This window comes from Lysinibacillus sp. NPDC094403 (assembly GCF_050278745.1).
GTDB lineage: Bacteria > Bacillota > Bacilli > Bacillales_A > Planococcaceae > Lysinibacillus.
In genome coordinates this window covers 620971-642717 of the sequence record NZ_JBNNTL010000001.1, presented here as the reverse complement: position 1 = coordinate 642717, position 21747 = coordinate 620971, and the positions used below count along the sequence as shown (strand labels likewise).

The following is a 21747-nucleotide window of genomic DNA, read 5'->3' as shown; positions in this document are numbered from 1 at the left end:
TTGCTAATTTTTTAAGTTACCTGTTGCAAAATGTATAACAGATTTTAAGATAATGCAACTTTTTTTCAATTTTTGTTAGAAAAGAGAGCAAGTGTTTCAACGATTTCGTGACCATTGCACACTGGAATGGCTCCCTCTAATAGTAGTTTATTTGTACCTTTTGATTGCTCCGCATTAATTGGACCAGGTACAACAAATACATCTTTTCCTTGCTCTAATGCATACTCTGTTGTAATAAGCGTTCCACTTCTTAATGCTGCTTCGGTTACAACTAAAGCTCTGGACAACCCACTAATTATTCGGTTACGCATTGGAAAATGCCATTTCTCAGGCTTCATATATGGAGGATACTCTGTGACAAGTAACTGATGCTCCGCCATATGCTCAGCGAGAGACTGATTTTCTTTAGGGTATATATAATTAAACCCGTGACCAAGCACTGCAATCGTGGAACCATCAACTTTTATGGTAGTCTCATGAGCTATCGTATCTGCCCCTCTTGCAAGCCCGCTAACAATTGTATATCCGTGTTCAACAAGAGGTGGAACGATTAGGTCCATCGCAATCTTTGTATAAGCTGTAGCCTTTCTAGAGCCTATAATGGCTACTTGTTTTTCGTTCGTTAATAGAGAATACCGACCTTTCACATACAATACAGTAGGTGGACTGGATATTTCAAATAATTGCGCCGGGTAAAAAGGATGGTGAAAAGGTATAGGGGAAATATCGGCCCGTTCGTAGGCTTCTTCAAACGACAATGTCATAACTTGTCGGAATTTCCGGGATATTTCCAATGCACTGCGCGATGATATTTGCAGGGCTTTTGCAATCTCGTAGGGGGGCGCTTCTTCAAAATAACTTAATATATCCACCGGGGACAATAATTGCTGAAGTTTTTGAAGTGGTAAAGGGTAAATATAATGTAAAGCTAGTAATCTCTGTGTATCGACTGAAAAAATCATTTAAAAACCTCCTTTTAATAGAAGAAATTAAATGACCGCATTTTTAATTTTCACAACAATAAACAATATGACACAGCTTTTTTAGGAAGGGTCCTTTTAAAATAGGTCAGTAGGAAGTTAGAAATTGCATCTCTTGAACAAATTTCATTAGAACCATGTTAAGCAGTGTCTAAATAAGGAAAAAGAAAAGATGTAGCCACAATGTGCTACATCTTCCATTTTAATGGGTTTTACACTTTTCGTATAGCCCTTTTTCTTTTATTACTTTAATAAGCGTATCGCCAATGACAGATGGCGTTTCCGCTACTTCAATACCAGCAGCATTCATTGCCTTAATTTTCTCTGCGGCCGTTCCTTTACCACCAGAAATGATAGCACCAGCGTGACCCATACGTTTACCTGGAGGCGCTGTTTGTCCACCGATAAAGCCAACGACAGGTTTCGTCATATTCGCTTTAATCCACTCAGCCGCTTCTTCTTCAGCTGTACCCCCAATTTCTCCAATCATAACAACCGCATATGTTTCTGGATCGTTGTTGAACGCTTCCAAAACATCGATAAAGTTTGTACCATTGACTGGGTCTCCACCGATACCTACAGCTGTAGTCTGACCAATACCAGCTTGTGTTAATTGGTGTACGGCTTCATATGTTAACGTACCAGAGCGAGAAACAACTCCTACATGCCCTTTCGTATGGATATAACCAGGCATAATACCAATCTTACATTCATCTGCAGTAATAACACCTGGACAGTTTGGACCTACTAGACGTGTGTTTTTACCTTCCATATAACGTTTAACCTTAACCATATCAAGAACAGGAATATGCTCAGTAATACAGATTGTTAATTCTAATTCAGCATCAACAGCCTCTAAAATAGCGTCTGCCGCGAATGGAGCTGGTACATAAATAACTGAAGTTGTCGCACCTGTTGCAGCTACAGCTTCCATAACAGTATTGAACACTGGCACTCCTTCGATTTCAAGACCGCCTTTACCTGGTGTTACTCCAGCTACAATTTTAGTACCATACTCAAGCATTTGCTTCGTATGGAAAAGCGCTGTTTCGCCTGTAATCCCTTGTACAATTACCTTCGTATCTTTATTAATAAATACAGCCATTGTTCTCCCTGCCTTCCTTAGCCTACTAGTCCCACAATTTTTTGTGCACCGTCAGCCATTGAATCCGCTGCAACGATGTTTAAACCAGATGCATTTAAAATCTCTTTTCCAAGTTCTACATTTGTACCTTCTAAACGTACAACTAACGGCACAGCTAAGCCAATTTCTTTGGCAGCTGTTACAACACCCTCAGCAATAATGTTACATTTCATAATTCCGCCAAAAATGTTAACAAAAATGCCTTTTACATGTGGATCAGAAAGGATAATTTTGAAAGCTTCTGTTACTTTTTCAGCCGTTGCACCGCCACCTACATCTAAGAAGTTAGCAGGGCTTCCGCCATAATAACTAATTGTGTCCATTGTAGCCATAGCAAGACCAGCTCCATTAACCATACAGCCAATGTTACCATCTAGTGAAATATAGCTTAGGTCATATTTTGACGCTTCGATTTCCTTTGGATCTTCTTCATCAAAATCACGTAATTCGACAATATCTTTATGACGATACAACGCATTTGCATCGAAATTAAATTTAGCATCTAATGCCATAACCTCTCCTTGTCCAGTTACAACAAGTGGATTAATTTCTACAATAGAAGCATCTTTGTCGATAAATGCTTGATACAAGCCTAACATTAATTTAACAGCTTTCCCTACTAGGTTAGCTGGAATATTCATATTGAACGCCATGCGACGTGCCTGGAAACCTGTTAACCCAACAACAGGATCCACAACTTCTTTGAAGATTTTTTCAGGATGTGATTCAGCTACTTCTTCAATATCCATACCGCCCTCTTCAGACCCCATCATTGTTACACGGGATGTTGCGCGGTCTAATACTAAACTTAAATAGTATTCTTTTTGAATATCAGAACCCTCTTCAATATATAAGCGTTTTACTTCTTTTCCTTCAGGACCTGTTTGATGAGTCACTAAAATTTTACCTAATAATTCTTTTGCGTATGTACGCACTTCGTCAAGGTTTTTGGCAATTTTTACCCCACCCGCTTTACCGCGTCCACCTGCATGAATTTGCGCCTTGACTACTGTCACATTAGAGCCAAGTTCCTTCGCTACTTTCACAGCTTCATCAGGGGAAAAAGCAACTTTTCCGTTCGGTACAGCTACACCATATTTTCTTAGAATCTCTTTCCCTTGATATTCATGGATATTCATAATACATCCTCCCATCAAACATTTGCATAAAATTGTTTTACTAACATAATCTATTCTAACTAAAGATTCTGATAAAGTCCACACTTTGTCTTTTATTCATTTTTTATCTTTTAATATGACGTTTTATTCTACTTCGTGTACTAAAACAGGGTTTTGCGAAAATCAGAATTATCTATCTTTTCTATATATTTGCGCATGTTGTTGATCTAATCGATAAATAAATGCAAAAACCTCAGCGACGGCTTCGTACAATTCTTCTGGAATGGACTCATTTAAATCTAATTGTCCAAGTAATTGAACAAGGTTAGGATCCTCATAAATCGGGACATCATGCTCATTCGCGCGTGCTAATATATTTTCTGCTATTTTCCCTTTTCCTTTTGCTACTACCGTTGGACTATCAAATCGTCCTAACTTATACGTGAGAGCGATAGCCTCTTTTCGAGTAAATTTTTCTTCACTCATATGCGTAAATCCACCCCACTATGTTCCTCCTGCTGTTCTACTACAGGGGTTCTTTCAGGTTGGGCTTTTTCAAATTGTTTAATAAAAACTCCTGAAAGTTGATACTCTTTTTCAGCTAAACCTTTTTTTAAGACTGCTTTTAGTGGTTCTGCAAGCGGAATAATATCATTATTTTCATTAAATACTGTCACAGAAACTACACGATTTTGAACTTGCATATCAATAACCGTCTCTTTCATAGATTCCATTTGTAAATAAAATAATATTCGCGCATAATTGGCATCAATTTTACCATCTTCCTTCATGCGTCCATTCCACTGTAATGTTGCATCCATTTTCCTGCCGAAGAATTCCAATGGTACTTGCATAATAAGCTGATGCTGATGGCCATTCTCTCCTGATGCTAGCTGCATGCCGTTCATACGTGCCATTAACATTTCTGCAGCTTCTTTCAACTGCGGAGTAACATGTGTTTCCTGCAATAATGTATGCAACTGAGGTTTTAATTGATGTGCAATCTGCTGTAAATCTGCGGACTTATTACTTAATGCCGCTTCATAGCTAACCCCCAGATTTTTTAATACCGTTTTAAGTGCATGTTCCATTGCTTTACTGTTCATAGAATTTTGTACATGAGCATCCGCTTGCGTAACAATCTGCTGAATCATTGATTGCGGGGATTCAACACTATTTTTCATGAGATTTCGCATGAATACTTCGTTTTGTAGTGGAGTAGTGGCTTCATGCTTTAAAAGAGATAATAAATGGTCCTTTACTGAAAGAGCATTGGCGTCTTGTGTAAATAATCGCTCCGAGGAATTTGCTACAAATGCTTTTATAAGTTGTTCTTGCATCTGTTTTGCAAAAATCTCTAGAGTTTGTTTAGTTGCTGGTAGCTTATTAAATCTATCGATAAATTGATTTATTTGCTGCTTTTGTTCATTCGTTAACAAACTTTGATTCGCTGTCCATAATTTAAGCTGGTCGACAAGCTGCTTTGTATTGTCAGGTTGTGCCGTTAGAATCATTTGAATAACTTGTCCAGCCTGTTGAAGCTGATTTGGTTGAATAGACTTTAAAGAGCTGAGACTTGACCAGTTTTGCAAGGTTGCCTGCTGAGGTAGTATGCCTGCCTCCTTTAAGATATTCATGGCTTGAATCTTTTCACTCATAGAAGCCGCATTATTAGTTAATATTTGTATGGACTTAGCGAGTACTAAACCACCAGTTTCTACTTCAAAGGGCTTTGCAATTACCTGTACCTGTTGCATTAGATTTTGCTTAAGGTTTTCGGGTAAAGCTATATCCTTAGCTAAAAGTTGTGTAAAGTTCTCCATTACGGAAGTCATGCCTGTAGTTTTTTGTCCACTAATAAGAGCTTGAAAAACATCATTTGTCATTGGCATTTTAAGCTCTACCATTTTTTGAATGGCTTGCAGGGCATCCATTTTAGTAACACCCTCTGGTAATGCCTTTAACCACATTTCTGCTTGCATTAGCTGCTCTTTTGAAATCGGTAGCTGCTCTTTCATAAAATGAGCTAGAAGTTGCTGCATTTCAGCTGTTTTTGGCAAATTCATTGATTCCAGTAACTGATTGATTTGTTGGCTTTGGGAAGCCGTTTGCGCCATAGGACCCGTAACAACTTTTACTTCTGTTTGTGGGCTTGTACCAGTTACTTGAAAGAAATGGGCATCACCTGCTTTTAGCGGAACTTCAAGTTTAGCAATAAACTTCTGATGACCAACTTGTATTTCTGCCATCTGATCTGGATATAATTGTTTGATTGTTCCTTGAAATACTTGTCCTTGTTTTAAAGTAAGTGGCTGATTATTTGAGGTTAAAGCAGTTTGTTGCATTTGAATCGGATTAAAAGATGTGGCTGTCATATTCGTACCCCTTTCATCAATTACTCCTTGGCGTAATTGGCTTCTATTTTTATTTGGCTCATCACCATAGCGTAGGGTTGATTTCCGCTCCGACTGCGTGCTTTGTTGTTGCTGTCGCTTCGCTTTCGCACAGATAAAACATTTGCTGTCGCTTTGCTTTCGCTACAGAAAACATTTGTTGCTGACGCTTCGCTTTCGCACAGATAAAACATTTGTAGCTGTCGCTTTGCTTTCGCTACAGAGCAGAGCTTCCTGGGGGCGTCCGATGAGCCGCTGTGATCCCAAGGAATCGCCCAGTCTCCGCTCCAATCAACTTATCCACATAATATACGTTATAGCAATTATCCTTCCTAGGTGATGTGCCTTTTATTTTTTGTATGCTATTATGTTTTCAAAATGCCTTAAAGCATTGATTTTATTGGCTCAAACGACTTGCGATGATGAATAGTTGGACCGAAATCTTCAAGTGCTTTTAAATGCTGCTTTGTACCATACCCTGCATGTTGAGCAAAACCATACATAGGGAACTCTTTGTCCAATTGATCCATATAATCGTCTCGGGCAGTTTTCGCCAATATTGAAGCAGCTGCAATAGCTAAGCTTTTAGCATCCCCTTTAATTATTGAATCCTGCGGAATAGAGATTGGCAGTGTCATAGCATCAACTAGTACATAATTAGGTTTAATAGATAACGATTCTACACTTGTCTTCATCGATTGCTTTGTCGCTTCGTAAATATTTAATTCATCAATTTGTTGTGCTGGTTGGAAATGGATAAAATAACTTAATGCATGCTCTTTTATTAAAGCGGCATAGGCATTACGTTTATCCTTTGATAATTGTTTTGAATCATTTAATCCGATTAGAGCCTCACAGTTTGCAGGTAAAATAACAGCAGCTGTTACTACTGGTCCTGCTAACGGTCCACGCCCTGCTTCATCTACCCCTGCAATTAAGGTATCTTCTCCTCCGTAGCTTAGATCGAAATCGACTTTCGCTTGATGCTCTTGTAGTAGCTGTTGTTTTTTTTCTTGACGCTTTTTCCAACTTTGCCAAGCCTTTTGCACACCTGCACGTTCATCAGTTGCTACACCTGTCATCCAGTCCTGCCATTCCTCCGCTTCCTTCAATGCTGTTGTAATTTCTTTAATCGTTTTCATATATTTTCTCCCTTTTGGTTCTTAACAGTTAATAGCTAATCTTTCGTTCTAATACGTTTCCACGATGCTTCTTTCAAGTAGTTTATCAGTTTTTTGTTAGAGAGCTGAGGATTCGCCTTAACGTTTTGGCATCTCTCCCAATATATATCCCTTTTTATATAAATGGCTCATCACCAAAATATGTACTTGAATGTACATTCATTTCAGGAGGAAGTTTTTCGCGCTTGTGTGGTCTGAACCTCCTCGTCGCTCACACTTTGCTCCATATGCTTTTATACTAACAATACTTTTTTATAAAGAACAGATTTTGAATCACACTAAAATCCAAAATTACATTTAATGGTATTCGTTGCACATATATTGGTTGGAGTGAAGGCTGAACGATCATGGAAAGCGCCCAGTCGGAACGGAAATCAATCCTATGTTATATTGAAAAGCTCCGAATTGATTCAAAAATATTTATTGCTTCTTTTTCTCGTTCTATGTCATTTATCGGCAAGAAGAAGTATTCCTAAAAGAAAAACTGTCATGCTCACGATTTATGGCGTGAGTATGACAGTTTTCTTTATTACTGTTCTGTTTCTTTTTCAAGTTGTTCGTCGACAAAGTCAAATGTTAGTTTGCCTAATTGTGATCCACGAATATCTCGAACGATTAGTTGAGCTACTTGATCATAATCAATTTCTCCTCCAGGACCGAAAACACGACGAAGTTTACCGATATGATCGAAGGTATCAACTAAATCTTCATGTATAAACTGGAAGCCATAGCGTTCTTCCATTCGTGCTGGATAATGAATGGATAAAAAGCGTAGACCATATACAGCTAAATCCTCCATATTAGTTATAGTATCCTTTATAGCACCTGTTAAGGCTAATTTGTATCCTACTTCTTGATCTTCAAACTTCGGCCATAAAATACCTGGCGTATCGAGTAATTCAAGCTCTTTACCAACCTTTATCCATTGCTGAGCCTTAGTCACCCCTGGAGTATTTCCTGTTTTTGCTATATTTTTCTTTGCTAGTCGATTAATTAGCGTCGATTTCCCTACGTTTGGAATTCCAACAATCATTGCACGAATGGCTCTTGGTTTCATCCCTCGTGCTTTCATACGGTCAAATTTTTCTTTTAATATTTCTTGAGCAGCCTTTGTAACCTGCTGTAATCCTTTGCCTTCAAGAGAATTAATCGCTACTGCCTTATGGCCCCGTTGTGCAAAGTACTCAACCCACTTACGTGTTTCTTGTTCATCTGCCATATCTGATTTATTTAAGATAAGGAGACGTGGTTTTTGATTAATCACTTCATCTATCATCGGATTTCGGGAAGATAGCGGTAAACGTGCATCTATTAATTCAAATATAATATCAACGAGCTTTAATTTTTCTGTTACTTCTCTGCGGGCCTTTGCCATATGCCCTGGAAACCATTGTATAGTCATATCTATACCTCCTAAACTAAAAGAAAAAGGGAGTGTTTAGCCCTCCCTTTCAAGAATTACTTTACAATTTTAATATCACTAAACGGCCAGAAAATCAGACTTGTATTACCAATAATCTCTTTCTGATCGACGACTCCAATAATACGACTGTCCTTACTGTAACGACGATTATCTCCCATTACGAAAACACAGCCTTCTGGAATTACATCCATGTTTACATCAATATCTTTTAATGTAAAATCCTCTGTTAAAGTACCTTCTGTAATTTTTGATTTGTAGTCATCTAAATAGGGCTCGTCTATCGGTTCACCGTTAATGTATAATTGATCATTTTTATATTCCAAAGTCTCTCCTGGTAGCCCAATAACACGTTTAATATAGTTTTTCTTCTCAGGAGCATGGAATACAACAATATCAAAGCGTTTTGGTTCACCTATTTTATAACCAATTTTATTCACAATCATACGGTCGCCATTTTCAAGGGTTGGCATCATGGATTGGCCATCTACTGCAATGGGTGTAAATAAAAAATAACGAATAATCGCTGCAATCGCAAATGCAATTAGAAGTGCCTTTGTCCATTCCCATAGTTCATTCTTTTCCTTTACCTGTTTTTCCATCGAGATTTGCCCCCCTTGTCTATCCTCATTTTAGTTGATAGCTATTTAAGATGACAAGCAAAAAGAAAAGGGGCTTGTTGTACAAGCCCCTCACTTTTAAGTCATAATTATCGAATTTCTTTAATACGAGCAGCTTTACCACGTAGGTTACGTAGGTAGTAAAGTTTAGCACGACGTACTTTACCACGACGTACAACTTCTAAGTTAGCGATTTTTGGTGTGTGTACAGGGAATGTACGTTCAACACCTACACCATAAGAAATTTTACGAACTGTGAAAGTTTCGCTAATACCGCCACCACGACGTTTAATTACTACACCTTCGTATACTTGGATACGTTCACGAGTACCCTCTACTACTTTCACGTGTACCTTAACAGTATCACCAGGACGGAAAGATGGTAGATCAGTGCGAAGCTGAGCTTTTGTAATTTCTGTAATAATGTTTGACATTGTTTTCTCTCCTTAGACAGATGCTCTTGCACGCAATCTATGCCACAGCGGAACACCGTAATTCAGTACTTCACATAGAAGTACAGATTAGATGTTATCATAAATATAGATAGCAATCAAGCATCTTTATTGTTGTTTTTAAGTTTTTCTAAATACAATTTTTGCTTATCTGTTAATGGATAATTCTCGAGTAAATCCGGACGACGCTCGAATGTTCTTTTCAGAGATTCTTCCTCACGCCATTGTTCAATCTTTGCGTGATTGCCAGATAGTAAAATATCAGGTACTTTCATTCCGCGAAATTCAGCAGGTCGTGTATAATGTGGGTGCTCTAGAAGACCTGTTGAGAACGAATCTTGTATGTGAGAATCCTCTTGGCCTAAAACCCCCGGCAGAAGTCGTACAACGCTGTCTATAACCGTCATAGCCCCCAGCTCTCCACCAGTTAATACGAAATCTCCAATTGAAATCTCATCTGTGACAAGATGCTGACGAATGCGTTCATCATAGCCTTCGTAATGGCCACATAAAAATACTAGGTCTTTTTCCTGCGCTAGCTCTTCGGCTTTTTTTTGAGTAAAGCGCTCACCTTGTGGACACATCAAAATGATACGAGGATTTTTCCCTTCAGTAATGGCCTCGACAGCACTAAACATCGGCTCTGGTTTTAACACCATCCCCGCACCACCACCATATGGATAATCGTCTACTTGATTATGCTTATTACCCGAAAATCCACGGAGATCAGTTACTTCCAGCTTTACAGCACCTTTTTCCTGCGCCTTCTTTAATATGGATGCTCCAAAGACGCCTGTAAACATATCCGGAAATAAACTCAACACATGAATATTCATCATAGTAGACCTTCCATTACATGTATCACTATTTTCTTCTCATCAACATCAATTTCCTTGACGATATCCTCGATATATGGGATGTAATGCTCTTTTTTAGTGCCCTTAACTACCCATACATCATTAGCACCTGTTTGAAGAATGTCGGTCACTGCTCCGATTGTTTCGCCTTCTTCAGATACAATTGTACAGCCAATTATTTCATGGAAGAAAAATTCATTTTCCTTTAATAAATCATCTGTCAATTGATCTTTCGTAATTTTGAGCATTCCTTCTTTAAAAGGCTCAACAAGGTTGATGTTATTCATTCCTTCAAATGTTAATAAAATAAAGTTTTTATGACGACGCATTGATTCAATTATTACCCATGTTGGCTTTTTATCGTCTTTTTTAAACGCCGCAAGCTTTGATCCTACCACGAAGCGCTCTTCTTCAAAATCTGTTGTTGATAACACACGCACCTCACCACGAATACCGTGTGTATTGACAATACGACCTACATTAAACCATTCCATTCAAATCTCACCTCGTATAAAAATGCTAAAACATGCTCATCCCCGTCAAGCTACTTGCTAACCAGATCAAAAAGTAACCTTTCTCTCACCTTTCACCTACAAAGCAGTTTAACTTTTGGTGGACGGTGTTATAGCTTAGACGTTGACCAGTCATCCTCAATGTCATTATGTTCAATTATCTCTCAATGTAATTACGATAATGAATCAATTTCGCCTACCCCACTGGATGAAGATAAAAAAAGGAAGGAACCGGCAAGCTCCTTCCTTTTAAGTCCAGATTTTACGCTTTACCTCAAAGCCACTTCGAACCCCTAAGCGCATGTAAACATACCTATCAGGACTCTCCTGTGCTTGTTGCATGTAAAAGAGCGTGAAAATCTTTTCTATCAATCCAATATATCGACGTAGGTCTTTTTTTGATGGTGACTACCCGCCGCTGAATAAACAATTGTACGAATCGCTTTCGCTACTCGCCCTTGCTTGCCTATGACTTTCCCTCGATCCTCTGGATGAACAAAAAGTTTATAAACAATTCGATTTGCATTTTCATCCGTCTCAATACGAACTTCTTCTGGATAATCGACTAACGGTAAAACGATTGCTTCAATCAGCTGCTTCAAAGACGTCGCCCCCGATTATTTACTGAATTTTTGGTTATGGAATTTTTCCATGATACCTTGTTCTGAGAACAAGTTACGCACTGTATCTGATGGTTTTGCACCGTCAGCTAACCATTTAAGAGCTTTCTCTTCATCGATGTTTACAGTAGCTGGTTGAGTTAGTGGGTTGTAAGTACCAACTGTTTCGATTGAACGACCGTCACGTGGTGAACGAGCGTCTGCAACTACGATACGATAGAAAGGAGATTTTTTAGCTCCCATACGTTTTAAGCGAATTTTAACTGCCATTTTAATAGCACCTCCGAATAAGTTTCACACAAGATAGTATATTATCAATGTTTAGGTTGTTTGTAAAGTGTTTTTTCTTAACACCTATAAAATATTATTTAAACAATGAATCGAAGCCTGGTAGTTTCATCTTTTTCTTTCCTTTGCCACTTGCCATGCCTGTCATTTGCTTCATCATTTTTTTCATTTCTTCAAATTGCTTTAATAGACGATTTACTTCTTGAATTGATGTCCCAGAACCCTTCGCTATACGCTTTTTACGGCTACCGTTAATAATTTCTGGATTCGTCTTTTCAGCAGGTGTCATCGAATAAATAATCGCTTCTACGCGCCCCATTTGCTTATCATCAACTTTAACATTGTCTAAGCCTTTGATTTTGCCGGAACCTGGTAACATTTTCAAAATTTCGTCAAGAGGCCCCATTTTCTTTACTTGTTGCAATTGTTCAACGAAATCATCAAACGTAAAGGTCTGGGATTTAAATTTTTCCTCTAGTTCTTTAGCCTTTGCTTCGTCAACATTTGCCTGAGCCTTTTCAATAAGTGATAAAACGTCACCCATTCCTAATATACGAGACGCCATACGCTCTGGATGGAAAGGTTCCAGCGCATCCATCTTCTCACCCATACCGACAAACTTTATGGGCTTCTGTGTAACGGAACGAATTGATAGCGCCGCACCACCACGTGTATCACCATCGAGCTTTGTTAAAACAACTCCAGTAATACCGACCGCTTCATTAAAGCTTTCTGCCACGTTGACAGCATCCTGACCTGTCATAGCATCTACAACTAGGAATACTTCATCCGGCTCTTTTAACGCACGAATATCTTTTAATTCTTGCATTAAATCTTCATCGATATGCAAGCGACCAGCTGTATCGATAATAACGACATCATGATGTTCTTCTTTTGCCAATTCAATTGCCTGACGCGCAATTTCTACTGGAGATACATCAGTTCCTAACGCAAAAACAGGTAGGGATAACTGCTTTCCTAATGTTTGTAACTGCTGAACAGCCGCTGGACGATAAACGTCTGCAGCAACAAGTAATGGCTTACGATTATATTTTTTACGTAACACATTTGCCAATTTACCTGTAGTTGTCGTTTTACCTGCACCTTGTAAGCCGACCATCATAATAACAGTTGGTGGCTTTGTATTAAATTTAATTGGGCTTTGCTCGCCACCCATTAATTCTGTTAATTCTTCTTGTACGATTTTAATAACTTGCTGACCTGGTGTTAAGCTTTGCATAACATCTACACCGACAGCACGTTCACTGACCTTTTTAACGAATTCTTTGACTACTTTTAAGTTAACATCCGCCTCGATTAAAGCAAATCGGACTTCGCGCATCATTTCTTTAACGTCTTGTTCCGATACTTTACCTTTACCTTTAATCTTTTGGATCGTTCCTTGGAGTCGTTCCGCTAATCCTTCAAAAGCCATTGCTTTCGCCTCCTAATCCCATTCTTTCAACTGTTCTATAAGCGTCAGCTGATCTTCAACGGTCATACTTTGTTCTGTAATCCCTGTTGTCAGTTGCGCAAGCATTTGTGTACGTTGTTGAAATTTTTCAAGTAAACATAGTTTTTCTTCATATTCTTCAAGCATCGCTTCTGTTCGACGAATATTATCATAAACAGCTTGGCGTGAAACCCCATACGATTCAGCGATTTCTCCAAGTGAGTGATCATCTAAATAATAGAGCTCCATATAACTTCGTTGCTTATCTGTTAATAATGCTTGATAAAAGTCGAAGAGAAAGTTCATGCGTGTTGTTTTTTCAAGTAGCATCGAATGTTTCTCCTCCCGTTATTAGTCATTTGTATCATAACGAAAAGCGCCCGTCTGTGTCAAGGTAATCTCCTTGTCTAAAAGCTTTAATTAACTGCTTTTTAGGCGTTTTTCACCTAAAGCTAGTATTTCTCTTTTAAACAATGCGATTCCCTGTTTACAGACGAGCACTTCAAATTGCTTGTGAGCTATTAGTCCTCACTATTTTGTAATTCTTTATCTAAACCCTCAGCAAATAAGCCATACACATAGCGCTCTGCATCAAATGGTTGCAAATCATCCATTTTTTCACCAAGACCAACAAACTTCACAGGAATGTGTAATTTATTACGAATAGCGAGAACAATACCACCTTTTGCAGTGCCATCAAGCTTTGTTAAAACGATCCCAGTTACATTTGTAACTTCCTTAAATGTTTGTGCTTGAACAAGTGCATTTTGACCTGTTGTTGCATCTAATGCTAAAAGTACTTCATGCGGAGCATTCGGTATCTCTCGAGAGATTACTCGATGAACTTTTTCAAGCTCATTCATTAAGTTTACTTTGTTTTGTAAGCGCCCTGCTGTATCACAAATTAACACATCTGCATTACGGTTTTTCGCTGCACGAATTGCATCATACATAACCGCCGCTGGATCTGAACCTTCCGATTGTTTAATCACTTCACAGCCTACACGGTCTCCCCAAACTTGTAATTGATCGATGGCACCAGCACGGAAAGTATCACCTGCCGCTAAAACAACTGTTTTACCTTGTGATTTTAAACGATGGGCAAGTTTACCGATTGTCGTCGTTTTCCCAACACCATTTACCCCTACGAATAAAATTACCGTAAGCTCACCTTTAGGTTGCATATTAAGCTCGATTAAATCTTCTTCTCCTTGCTCATAAATCTCCACAAGTTTTTCAGAAATAATCGTTTGAATACCGCTTGTATCTTTTATATTTTTACGCTGAACCTCGAAGCGTAATTTGTCCATTAACTCCATTACTGTTTCAAAGCCAACGTCCGCCTGTAATAATAAGTCTTCTAATTCTTCAAAGAAATCTTCATCCACTTTTCGATAACGAGCAACTAGGTCGTTTACTTTCGAAGTAAATGAATTACGCGTTTTTTCAAGTCCAGCCTTGAACTTTTGTGTAATAGACCATGCAGAAGGTTTTTTCTCTTTTGCAGGTTCTTCTACTATTGCGACCTCTTGCACTTCTTGTTGCTCTTGATCTTCACTTGCTACAGGAACTTCTGTTTCAATTGAGCTTTCCGTTACAGAAACTTCCTCTACTTTTTCAACTTCCTCTACAGATGTTTCAATTTGAGCAGGTTCTGTTGCTTCAATTTGAGCAGGTTCTGTTGCTTCGTCATGCTTCTGTTCAGCAACTTCTTCTTCATTGATCGCCGCTACTTTTTCTTCTGCGGCAGGGTTGCCCATCATTTTATCTTTTAAACGTTTAAAAAAACTCATGCTTGTTCGCTCCTTTGCTCCGCAAGTACGGGTTCATCTTCTAATTTTACTGATACAAGTTTAGATACGCCAGATTCCTGCATTGTAATACCATACAACACATCTGCTCCCTCCATCGTTCCTTTACGATGTGTGATCACAATAAATTGCGTATCACGGCTAAATTTCTTCAAATATTGGCTATATCGATCAACATTTGCCTCATCTAAAGCCGCCTCTACCTCATCGAGAATACAAAATGGTACAGGTCGTATATTTAGGATGGAGAATAATAAAGCGATTGCAGTTAGTGCACGTTCACCACCTGAAAGCAAACTTAAATTTTGTAATTTCTTTCCTGGTGGTTGTGCCACAATTTCTATACCTGTTTCTAGCAGGTTTTGAGGGTCCAATAACACTAAATCTGCCTGCCCTCCACCAAACAACTCACGGAATACACGTTTAAATTGCTCTCGAATGGCATAGAAGGTTTCGCAAAAACGTAGCGTCATTTCTTCATCCATTTCTTTAATAGCCTCATGTAACGTTTCCTGTGCAGCAAGTAAATCCTCACGCTGCTCTGTTAAAAATGAATGGCGTTCAAGTACACGATCGTATTCCTCAATGGCACTTAAATTAACAGGGCCTAGCTCCTCAATAGATTTCTTCAGTAATTTCACTCGACGTCGCATATGCTCCTCATCTTCAATTGCAAGGGCTAACTCCTCAGCTTCCTCAAATGTGAGCTGATAGTTTTCTTCTAGCTGTTCATTAAAATTATTGATTTCAAATTCTACGCGACTTCGCTTCAATTCATTTGCACGTATCGCTTCAAGGTAGCCTTTATGTGTACGCTGTAATTCTTTTAGCTGTTCTTCTAAAGTAGTAAGCTCTTGTTGTTGTGCTACTTTTTCATCTTTTTTCTGTGAAATAGTATCCTGCAGCGAATCTCTTCTAGCTTTCCACGTAGCAACTTGCTCATCCACTTCTTCATCGCTTAAAAGTTTTGTCGATTCATCAGATTGAAGCCAGATTATTTCCTGAGAAATATTGTCGACTTTTTGACGACCTTTGTTTAATTGTAGGGCTAACTCGGCTGTAGCAATTTGTACTTGTGACATTTGTTCCTGCATAACCGCTAACTGCGAGCGTTTTTCTGCCGACTGCTCACGAAGTACATCTTTCTCCGTTTCACTTTGTAACTTCACTTTACTTAGTTGTTCCACGGTTTCGTTGATCTCTAACAGTTCTGTTGCTAGTGCTGTTAAACGCTCTGTAGCCGCTTCCTTTTGAGCTAACAATGCTTCTTCGCGAGTTTTTACATCTTGTGTTTCATTAGAAGCAAAAGAAACTCGTGCAGATAAGCTTTTCTCGACAACCTCTAGCTCGCGTATGCGACTCGCCTGCTGCATTTCATCTTTTCGTAGTTGCTCACCATCAAGCTTCAATTGCTCTACTTTGTCACGCAATGTTGCAAGCTTCTCTTTTTCAGTTGAGACAGCCTGTTCAGCACTATAAATAGATGCTTCCAACGATTGTAGCTTTACTATTAAATCATCTAATTCTGCTTTTCTTGTAAAGAGTGAAGATTGCTGCTTCGTTGCACCACCTGTTAACGAACCGCCTGCATTGACGATATCACCTTCAAGTGTTACAACACGATATCGAAACCCACATAATCGAGCAATTTGACTTGCACCTTCTAAACTTGATGCAACGATGACATTACCAAGGAGGTTCTCAACAATTGTGCGGTTGGCTTCATCGAACGTTACAAGTGCATCAGCCATTTGGACAAATGCTGGGTGCTCAGTGGCTAGCTGAATCGCAGATAGATTGATTTTACGTGACTTGATAACTGTTTTGGGTAAAAATGTTGCGCGTCCAGCTCTCTTTTGTTTTAGCCAACGGATTGCCTGTTGAGCATATTGTTCATCGGTTGTTACAATATGCTGAGAGGCTGCCCCTAATGCTGTTTCAATAGCTTGAGAATATTTCCCATCCACTTGAATTAACTCAGCAACGGCTCCTTCAATCCCAGCTAATTCACCTTTATCACGTGCTAATAATATTTCTTTTACTCCATGGAAAAACCCAGAGAAATCTGCTTCGAGTTCAGCTAGTGTATCTTTTCTAGCCTTAAGTTGCTGCTGATGCTGATACGCTTTATAAAGCATATCTTGCTTTTCATTAAACGATGCATTGACATTCTTAAGCTGTATTTGCAATGTTTCATATTGCTCAAGTTTTTCCTGCAATTCGTTAGTTGTTGTAGTATGAGCAACAACTAGCTTCTCTTTTTCTGCTAGAATTTGCGCAAGCTCTTGCCCGATTTCGTCAGTTTGGTCTGACATTCGTGTCGCCATCGCTTTTTGCTGCGCTAACTGTTGTTCGATATTTTTTAATTCATTTTTAACTGTTGCTTCTTCGTTTAAAGAGTCGATATATCGGTTTTTTTGTTCTTCAATTTCTTGTTCAATTTCAGAAACCGAGCGATTTAAGGATTGCTCTAACTGCTTAATGCTTTGTTTCAGCTCTGATACCTCTTGCTGTTTTTCAGTGAACAATTCTTTTTTCTCTTGCTCTTGAGCTATAAGAGCCTCAACCTCATCTTTAGCTTCTTGTAATGCTGAATTCAATTGAAGTAGTTGGTTTGAAGCATTCTGCCGTTTTTCAGCCATTAACGCTTTACGACCATCCCAACGCTCTACCTCCATCGTTGCATTGACAAACTCAGCCTGAGTCGTATCTAGATAGTCATCTAGCTCTTTTAAAAGCTTACGAATACTTGCAGTTTGCTTCTCTATCGAAGAAATATTATGAGCTTGTTTTTGCTCTGTTTCATATAGTTCTGTGTATTCAGCTTTCAGAGCATGCAAAGATTGTGCACAATTTTTCAAATCGTGCACAAGGATGGCGATATCAAAATCCTTTAACTCTGTTGACATTTGCACATAATCTCTTGCACTTGATGCCTGAATTTCTAACGGCTCCAGACGACTGTCTAGCTCATGTAAAATATCTAAAACACGATACAAATTTTCATCTGTTTCAACAAGCTTATGCTCTGCCTTTTTCTTTCTTAGTTTATACTTTAACACGCCAGCTGCCTCTTCAAAAATTGAACGTCGGTCATCAGGTCGGCTATTTAAAATTTCATCGACACGGCCTTGTGAAATAATGGAGAAGGCTTCTTTCCCAAGTCCTGAGTCCATAAACAAGTCCGTAATATCCTTCAGGCGACACTGCTGGTTATTTAGTAAATATTCACTATCACCTGAACGGTATACGCGTCTTGTTACGCTGACTTCTGTATATGAAAAAGCAAGCTGTTCATCTGTGTTATCTAAAATTAATGTTACCTCTGCAAAGTTTAGTGGCTTACGTGAGTCACTGCCAGCAAATATAACATCCTCCATCTTTGCCCCACGTAACGACTTTGCCGATTGCTCCCCTAGTACCCAACGAATGGCATCAGTGACATTACTTTTCCCACTACCATTTGGCCCAACCACCGCTGTAACTCCGGGTACAAAATCAATTCCAATGCGCTCCGCAAAAGATTTAAAGCCAATCACTTCGAGTCGTTTTAGGAACATTTATTAAGCCTCCTCTTTTGCAGTTTGCTTATGCATTGTACGCATTGCACATTGCGCAGCTTGCTGCTCGGCTTCTTTTTTTGATTTCCCACGACCAATACCAAGCTCCTGCCCATTTAATAGTACGCTCGATACAAAGGTACGGTTATGTGCAGGACCCTTTTCATCAATAATTTCATAATGAAGAAGACCGTTACTTGTTTGCTGTACCATTTCTTGCAATTGGCTTTTAAAATCCATCACATGCGAAAAAGCACCGACTTCTACTTTCGGGAATACGATTCGTTCTAAAAATGATACGACCGTTTGTAAGCCTTGATCTAAATAAAGGGCACCTACAAATGATTCAAATACATCTGCAAGTAGCGCTGGGCGTTCCCGTCCACCTGTTAATTCCTCACCTTTTCCGAGTAATACAAAGCGACCAAAGCCTAATTCATTTGCAAAGATAACAAGTGATGGCTCACATACTATGGATGCTCGTAGCTTCGTCAGCTCACCCTCACTCATATTAGTGAATTTCTCAAAAAGGTATTTAGAAACAGACAGTTCAAGTACTGCGTCCCCTAAAAATTCAAGACGCTCATTATCCGTAAACAATTTACGGCGATGCTCATTCACATAGGATGAATGCGTGAATGCTTGATACAATAAATTTTTATTAATAAATGTGATATTTAATTCATGCTGTAACAGCTCGAATTGATTGCGTACTTTTTCAGGAAGCACGCCAGATTTCTGCATAATTCCTTTTCTTTTCATAGCCATTGAACAATCTGCCTTCCTAATAGTTTCTACCGTTTAAGTGTACCTTTTTCAAGGCATTTATGCAAAAGTATTTCGGTTTAAATACAATGTTTTGGAAATTAATTATTTTCCAAAATCAAAAAGAGGACGATCACAGTTCGCTAAACGAACCATTTCGTCCCCTTTTTAAACATGCCTCAGCATAGTATCTACTCTTCACACCGAAGAAAAACATGAGTAATTTCTGCCAAAGGCTTTAACTTTATTCAATCATAAACATTTATTGTATAATGACCGCATCCATGTCAGCACCAGTAGAGGTGATTAATCTCTGCTATATAAAGTTAAACGATTAGTTTATTTTACTTTCGATGTATGAAATTGCAGAACCAACTGTTGAGATTTTTTCAGCATCTTCATCAGAAATTTCCATATCGAATTCGTCTTCAAGCTCCATTACAAGCTCAACTACGTCTAATGAGTCAGCACCTAAATCATCACGGAAAGAGGCTTCTAGAGTAACTTCACTCTCTTCAACACCTAAACGGTCCACGATTACTTTTGTTACGCGTTCTAATACTGTAGACAAATCATTCACCTCCCCTCAATGATTATACAAAAAATCATTATCTATGACTATTTTAAATTACATTACCATGCCGCCATCTATATGTAACGTTTGACCTGTCATATAGTTAGCATCATCTGAAGCTAGAAAAGCTACTGCCTTTGCGATATCCTCAGGCTGCCCAAGTTTTGCTAGAGGAATTTGAGTAAGCATACCTTGCTTTAGATCTTCTGGTAGTTGATCAGTCATTTCAGTTTCTATAAAGCCTGGTGCAATCGCGTTTACTAGAATATTACGTGATGCTAATTCCTTGGCAGTCGTTTTAGTTAATCCAATAACGCCTGCTTTTGCAGCTACGTAATTAGCTTGCCCTGCATTACCAGCTACACCAACAATCGATGAAATATTGATGATACGGCCAGCACGTTGCTTCATCATTTGACGTGTTACTGCTTTTGTACAAAGGAAAACACCTTTTAGGTTCGTATCTAAAACATCGTCCCATTCATCCTCTTTCATACGCATTAACAAGTTATCACGTGTAATACCCGCATTATTTACTAAAATATCAAGCGAGCCGAATGTTTTTACTGCTGCATCCATTAATGCTGTAACTTCCTCTGTTTTTGAAACACTCGCTTGTACAGCTATAGCCTCGCCGCCATTCTCTTGAATCGACGCGACAACTTCTTCTGCCTTCGCCTGTGACCCACTATAGTTAACGACAACTTTAGCACCCTCATCAGCAAGCTTAAAGGCAATAGCGCGTCCTATACCACGCGAAGCACCAGTTACAACAGCTACTTTACCCTCTAATTTACGCATTAATTGTCCACTCCTTCGCCGCTTCTAGTACAACCTCTAATGATGCTTCATCATAAACACAATATGTCGCAACAGATCGATCAATTTTCTTCACTAATCCACTTAATACTTTGCCCGGTCCACATTCAATAAAGACATCCACACCTTGTGCAATCATTTCACGCACAGATGCTTCCCATTGCACAGCGCTATATACTTGTTCTACTAACTCATGTTGAATAGCTGGAACATCCTCTAATTCTTTTGCCATTACATTGCCGATTACAGGAATTTGTGGAACTGACAATGATATATCAGCCAACGTTTCTTTTAATTTTTCAGATGATGGTCGCATTAGCTCTGAATGGAATGGACCACTAACAACTAAAGGAATTGCTCGTTTTGCACCAGCTTCCTTTGCTGCTAAAGAAGCCTTTTCAACGCCTTCCTTTGTACCAGAAATAACGATTTGCCCTGGACAGTTTACATTCGCTACCTGAACTGGATTACCTGCCGCAGATATTTTTTCAGTTACTTCATGCAGTGCATCAAACTCCATCCCTAGAATGGCTGCCATAGCACCTTGCCCTGCAGGTACAGCTTCATTCATATAAAGCCCACGCTTATGCACAACAGAAACTGCGTCCTCAAACGATAGCACACCAGCGATTACTAATGCACCGTATTCTCCCAGTGAATGTCCAGCTGTGTAATTTGGCGTAATACTTGCTGCACGTAATTTTTCTGCAACCATCACACCAGTAGTTAAAAGTGCCGGCTGTGCATGATAAGTTAATGTTAGCTCCTCAGCGGGTCCCTCTAACATAAGCTTAGACAACTCAAAGCCAAGTGATTGATTTGCACGCTCATAAAATGCTTTACTTTCTGCCGCATTCTCGATAAACTCTTGCCCCATCCCAACTGCTTGAGAACCTTGGCCCGGAAAAATAAATGCTATTTTCGTCATTTTTCATTAATCCCCTTTTTAATCAATTACGCCTCGGCAAAATTTGCGTCCGGAGGCTTTAGGCCAACATGATGTTTTTTGTGCGAAAGCGCAGTGCTAACGTAGCGTCAGCAACATGATGTTTTTTGTGCGAAAGCGCAGTGCTAACGTAGCGTCAGCAACATGATGTTGGTCACTCAGTCGTTGCCACAGGACGTGGCGTTCTTAGACTGAGTTCCTCTATTTCAGTGGGTGTTTGGACACCCGCTGAAA

Annotated in this window: 21 protein-coding genes; all 21 read right to left on the bottom strand. The window is 39.1% G+C overall.

What is annotated here, in order from left to right:
• Positions 1-65 precede the first annotated feature (65 nt).
• The 21 genes from dprA to fabD all read right to left on the bottom strand — a co-directional run bounded on the left by dprA (position 66) and on the right by fabD (position 21495).
• Entirely contained in the window at positions 66-962 is an 897-nt protein-coding gene (gene dprA / locus ACQKMV_RS02865) for a DNA-processing protein DprA (protein WP_427502281.1), read from the bottom strand.
• Positions 963-1182: 220 nt separating this feature from the next.
• The gene (gene sucD, locus ACQKMV_RS02860; RefSeq protein WP_427423777.1) at positions 1183-2085 is read right to left on the bottom strand and encodes a succinate--CoA ligase subunit alpha; all 903 of its coding nucleotides are present in this window, start codon (positions 2083-2085) and stop codon (positions 1183-1185) included.
• A gap of 17 nt (positions 2086-2102) precedes the next feature.
• Complete coding sequence (gene sucC / locus ACQKMV_RS02855; RefSeq protein WP_427502280.1) at positions 2103-3263, bottom strand: ADP-forming succinate--CoA ligase subunit beta; 1161 nt, start codon at positions 3261-3263, stop codon at positions 2103-2105.
• Positions 3264-3431: 168 nt separating this feature from the next.
• Positions 3432-3728, bottom strand: a complete 297-nt coding sequence (locus tag ACQKMV_RS02850; RefSeq protein ID WP_427502279.1) for an EscU/YscU/HrcU family type III secretion system export apparatus switch protein — start codon at positions 3726-3728, stop codon at positions 3432-3434.
• Positions 3725-5617: a hypothetical protein gene (locus ACQKMV_RS02845; RefSeq protein WP_427502278.1), complete on the bottom strand. Its 1893-nt coding sequence runs from the start codon at positions 5615-5617 to the stop codon at positions 3725-3727. Before ACQKMV_RS02845 ends, ACQKMV_RS02850 begins: the two co-directional genes overlap by 4 nt.
• 401 nt (positions 5618-6018) lie before the next feature.
• On the bottom strand, positions 6019-6777 hold the full coding sequence (locus tag ACQKMV_RS02840; RefSeq protein WP_427502277.1) for a ribonuclease HII: 759 nt from the start codon (positions 6775-6777) through the stop codon (positions 6019-6021).
• 568 nt (positions 6778-7345) lie between these two features.
• A complete protein-coding gene (gene ylqF / locus ACQKMV_RS02835) occupies positions 7346-8218 on the bottom strand; it encodes a ribosome biogenesis GTPase YlqF (protein ID WP_427502276.1) in 873 nt (290 codons plus the stop codon).
• A gap of 56 nt (positions 8219-8274) precedes the next feature.
• Positions 8275-8838 carry a signal peptidase I gene (gene lepB / locus ACQKMV_RS02830; protein ID WP_427502275.1) on the bottom strand — a complete coding sequence of 188 codons (564 nt, stop codon included), beginning with the start codon at positions 8836-8838 and terminating at the stop codon, positions 8275-8277.
• A 107-nt stretch (positions 8839-8945) separates the two neighbouring features.
• Positions 8946-9290, bottom strand: a complete 345-nt coding sequence (gene rplS / locus ACQKMV_RS02825; RefSeq protein WP_402777889.1) for a 50S ribosomal protein L19 — start codon at positions 9288-9290, stop codon at positions 8946-8948.
• Between the two features lie 116 nt (positions 9291-9406).
• Positions 9407-10144 carry a tRNA (guanosine(37)-N1)-methyltransferase TrmD gene (trmD, locus tag ACQKMV_RS02820; RefSeq protein WP_427502496.1) on the bottom strand — a complete coding sequence of 246 codons (738 nt, stop codon included), beginning with the start codon at positions 10142-10144 and terminating at the stop codon, positions 9407-9409.
• Positions 10144-10659, bottom strand: coding sequence for a ribosome maturation factor RimM (gene rimM / locus ACQKMV_RS02815; protein ID WP_427502274.1), 516 nt, complete (start codon positions 10657-10659; stop codon positions 10144-10146). The genes trmD and rimM overlap by 1 nt, the downstream gene beginning before the upstream one ends.
• 386 nt (positions 10660-11045) lie before the next feature.
• Complete coding sequence (locus tag ACQKMV_RS02810; RefSeq protein ID WP_004269410.1) at positions 11046-11279, bottom strand: KH domain-containing protein; 234 nt, start codon at positions 11277-11279, stop codon at positions 11046-11048.
• Positions 11280-11294: 15 nt separating this feature from the next.
• The gene (gene rpsP / locus ACQKMV_RS02805; RefSeq protein WP_024362057.1) at positions 11295-11567 is read right to left on the bottom strand and encodes a 30S ribosomal protein S16; all 273 of its coding nucleotides are present in this window, start codon (positions 11565-11567) and stop codon (positions 11295-11297) included.
• 94 nt (positions 11568-11661) lie between these two features.
• Positions 11662-13020 carry a signal recognition particle protein gene (ffh, locus tag ACQKMV_RS02800; RefSeq protein WP_427502273.1) on the bottom strand — a complete coding sequence of 453 codons (1359 nt, stop codon included), beginning with the start codon at positions 13018-13020 and terminating at the stop codon, positions 11662-11664.
• A gap of 12 nt (positions 13021-13032) precedes the next feature.
• Positions 13033-13368, bottom strand: a complete 336-nt coding sequence (locus ACQKMV_RS02795; protein WP_427502272.1) for a putative DNA-binding protein — start codon at positions 13366-13368, stop codon at positions 13033-13035.
• A 191-nt stretch (positions 13369-13559) separates the two neighbouring features.
• Complete coding sequence (gene ftsY, locus ACQKMV_RS02790; protein WP_427502271.1) at positions 13560-14831, bottom strand: signal recognition particle-docking protein FtsY; 1272 nt, start codon at positions 14829-14831, stop codon at positions 13560-13562.
• Positions 14828-18409: a chromosome segregation protein SMC gene (gene smc, locus ACQKMV_RS02785; protein ID WP_427502270.1), complete on the bottom strand. Its 3582-nt coding sequence runs from the start codon at positions 18407-18409 to the stop codon at positions 14828-14830. Before smc ends, ftsY begins: the two co-directional genes overlap by 4 nt.
• A gap of 3 nt (positions 18410-18412) precedes the next feature.
• Positions 18413-19177, bottom strand: a complete 765-nt coding sequence (rnc, locus tag ACQKMV_RS02780; protein WP_427423765.1) for a ribonuclease III — start codon at positions 19175-19177, stop codon at positions 18413-18415.
• Positions 19178-19508: 331 nt separating this feature from the next.
• Positions 19509-19745 carry an acyl carrier protein gene (gene acpP, locus ACQKMV_RS02775; protein ID WP_008181678.1) on the bottom strand — a complete coding sequence of 79 codons (237 nt, stop codon included), beginning with the start codon at positions 19743-19745 and terminating at the stop codon, positions 19509-19511.
• Between the two features lie 57 nt (positions 19746-19802).
• Complete coding sequence (gene fabG, locus ACQKMV_RS02770) at positions 19803-20549, bottom strand: 3-oxoacyl-[acyl-carrier-protein] reductase (protein ID WP_427502269.1); 747 nt, start codon at positions 20547-20549, stop codon at positions 19803-19805.
• On the bottom strand, positions 20542-21495 hold the full coding sequence (gene fabD, locus ACQKMV_RS02765; RefSeq protein ID WP_427502268.1) for an ACP S-malonyltransferase: 954 nt from the start codon (positions 21493-21495) through the stop codon (positions 20542-20544). Before fabD ends, fabG begins: the two co-directional genes overlap by 8 nt.
• Positions 21496-21747 lie beyond the last annotated feature (252 nt).

Excerpts from the sequence above, each read along its gene's own strand:
- ACQKMV_RS02840 (WP_427502277.1), bottom strand. The coding sequence starts at position 6,777 with ATGAAAACGATTAAAGAAATTACAACAGCATTGAAGGAAGCGGAGGAA.
- fabG (WP_427502269.1), bottom strand. The coding sequence starts at position 20,549 with ATGCGTAAATTAGAGGGTAAAGTAGCTGTTGTAACTGGTGCTTCGCGT.
- sucD (WP_427423777.1), bottom strand. The coding sequence starts at position 2,085 with ATGGCTGTATTTATTAATAAAGATACGAAGGTAATTGTACAAGGGATT.
- rplS (WP_402777889.1), bottom strand. The coding sequence starts at position 9,290 with ATGTCAAACATTATTACAGAAATTACAAAAGCTCAGCTTCGCACTGAT.
- smc (WP_427502270.1), bottom strand. The coding sequence starts at position 18,409 with ATGTTCCTAAAACGACTCGAAGTGATTGGCTTTAAATCTTTTGCGGAG.
- sucC (WP_427502280.1), bottom strand. The coding sequence starts at position 3,263 with ATGAATATCCATGAATATCAAGGGAAAGAGATTCTAAGAAAATATGGT.
- ftsY (WP_427502271.1), bottom strand. The coding sequence starts at position 14,831 with ATGAGTTTTTTTAAACGTTTAAAAGATAAAATGATGGGCAACCCTGCC.
- rimM (WP_427502274.1), bottom strand. The coding sequence starts at position 10,659 with ATGGAATGGTTTAATGTAGGTCGTATTGTCAATACACACGGTATTCGT.
- ACQKMV_RS02795 (WP_427502272.1), bottom strand. The coding sequence starts at position 13,368 with ATGCTACTTGAAAAAACAACACGCATGAACTTTCTCTTCGACTTTTAT.
- ylqF (WP_427502276.1), bottom strand. The coding sequence starts at position 8,218 with ATGACTATACAATGGTTTCCAGGGCATATGGCAAAGGCCCGCAGAGAA.
- dprA (WP_427502281.1), bottom strand. The coding sequence starts at position 962 with ATGATTTTTTCAGTCGATACACAGAGATTACTAGCTTTACATTATATT.
- ffh (WP_427502273.1), bottom strand. The coding sequence starts at position 13,020 with ATGGCTTTTGAAGGATTAGCGGAACGACTCCAAGGAACGATCCAAAAG.
- lepB (WP_427502275.1), bottom strand. The coding sequence starts at position 8,838 with ATGGAAAAACAGGTAAAGGAAAAGAATGAACTATGGGAATGGACAAAG.
- ACQKMV_RS02850 (WP_427502279.1), bottom strand. The coding sequence starts at position 3,728 with ATGAGTGAAGAAAAATTTACTCGAAAAGAGGCTATCGCTCTCACGTAT.
- rnc (WP_427423765.1), bottom strand. The coding sequence starts at position 19,177 with ATGGCTATGAAAAGAAAAGGAATTATGCAGAAATCTGGCGTGCTTCCT.
- ACQKMV_RS02845 (WP_427502278.1), bottom strand. The coding sequence starts at position 5,617 with ATGACAGCCACATCTTTTAATCCGATTCAAATGCAACAAACTGCTTTA.
- trmD (WP_427502496.1), bottom strand. The coding sequence starts at position 10,144 with ATGAATATTCATGTGTTGAGTTTATTTCCGGATATGTTTACAGGCGTC.
- fabD (WP_427502268.1), bottom strand. The coding sequence starts at position 21,495 with ATGACGAAAATAGCATTTATTTTTCCGGGCCAAGGTTCTCAAGCAGTT.
- rpsP (WP_024362057.1), bottom strand. The coding sequence starts at position 11,567 with ATGGCAGTTAAAATTCGCTTAAAACGTATGGGAGCTAAAAAATCTCCT.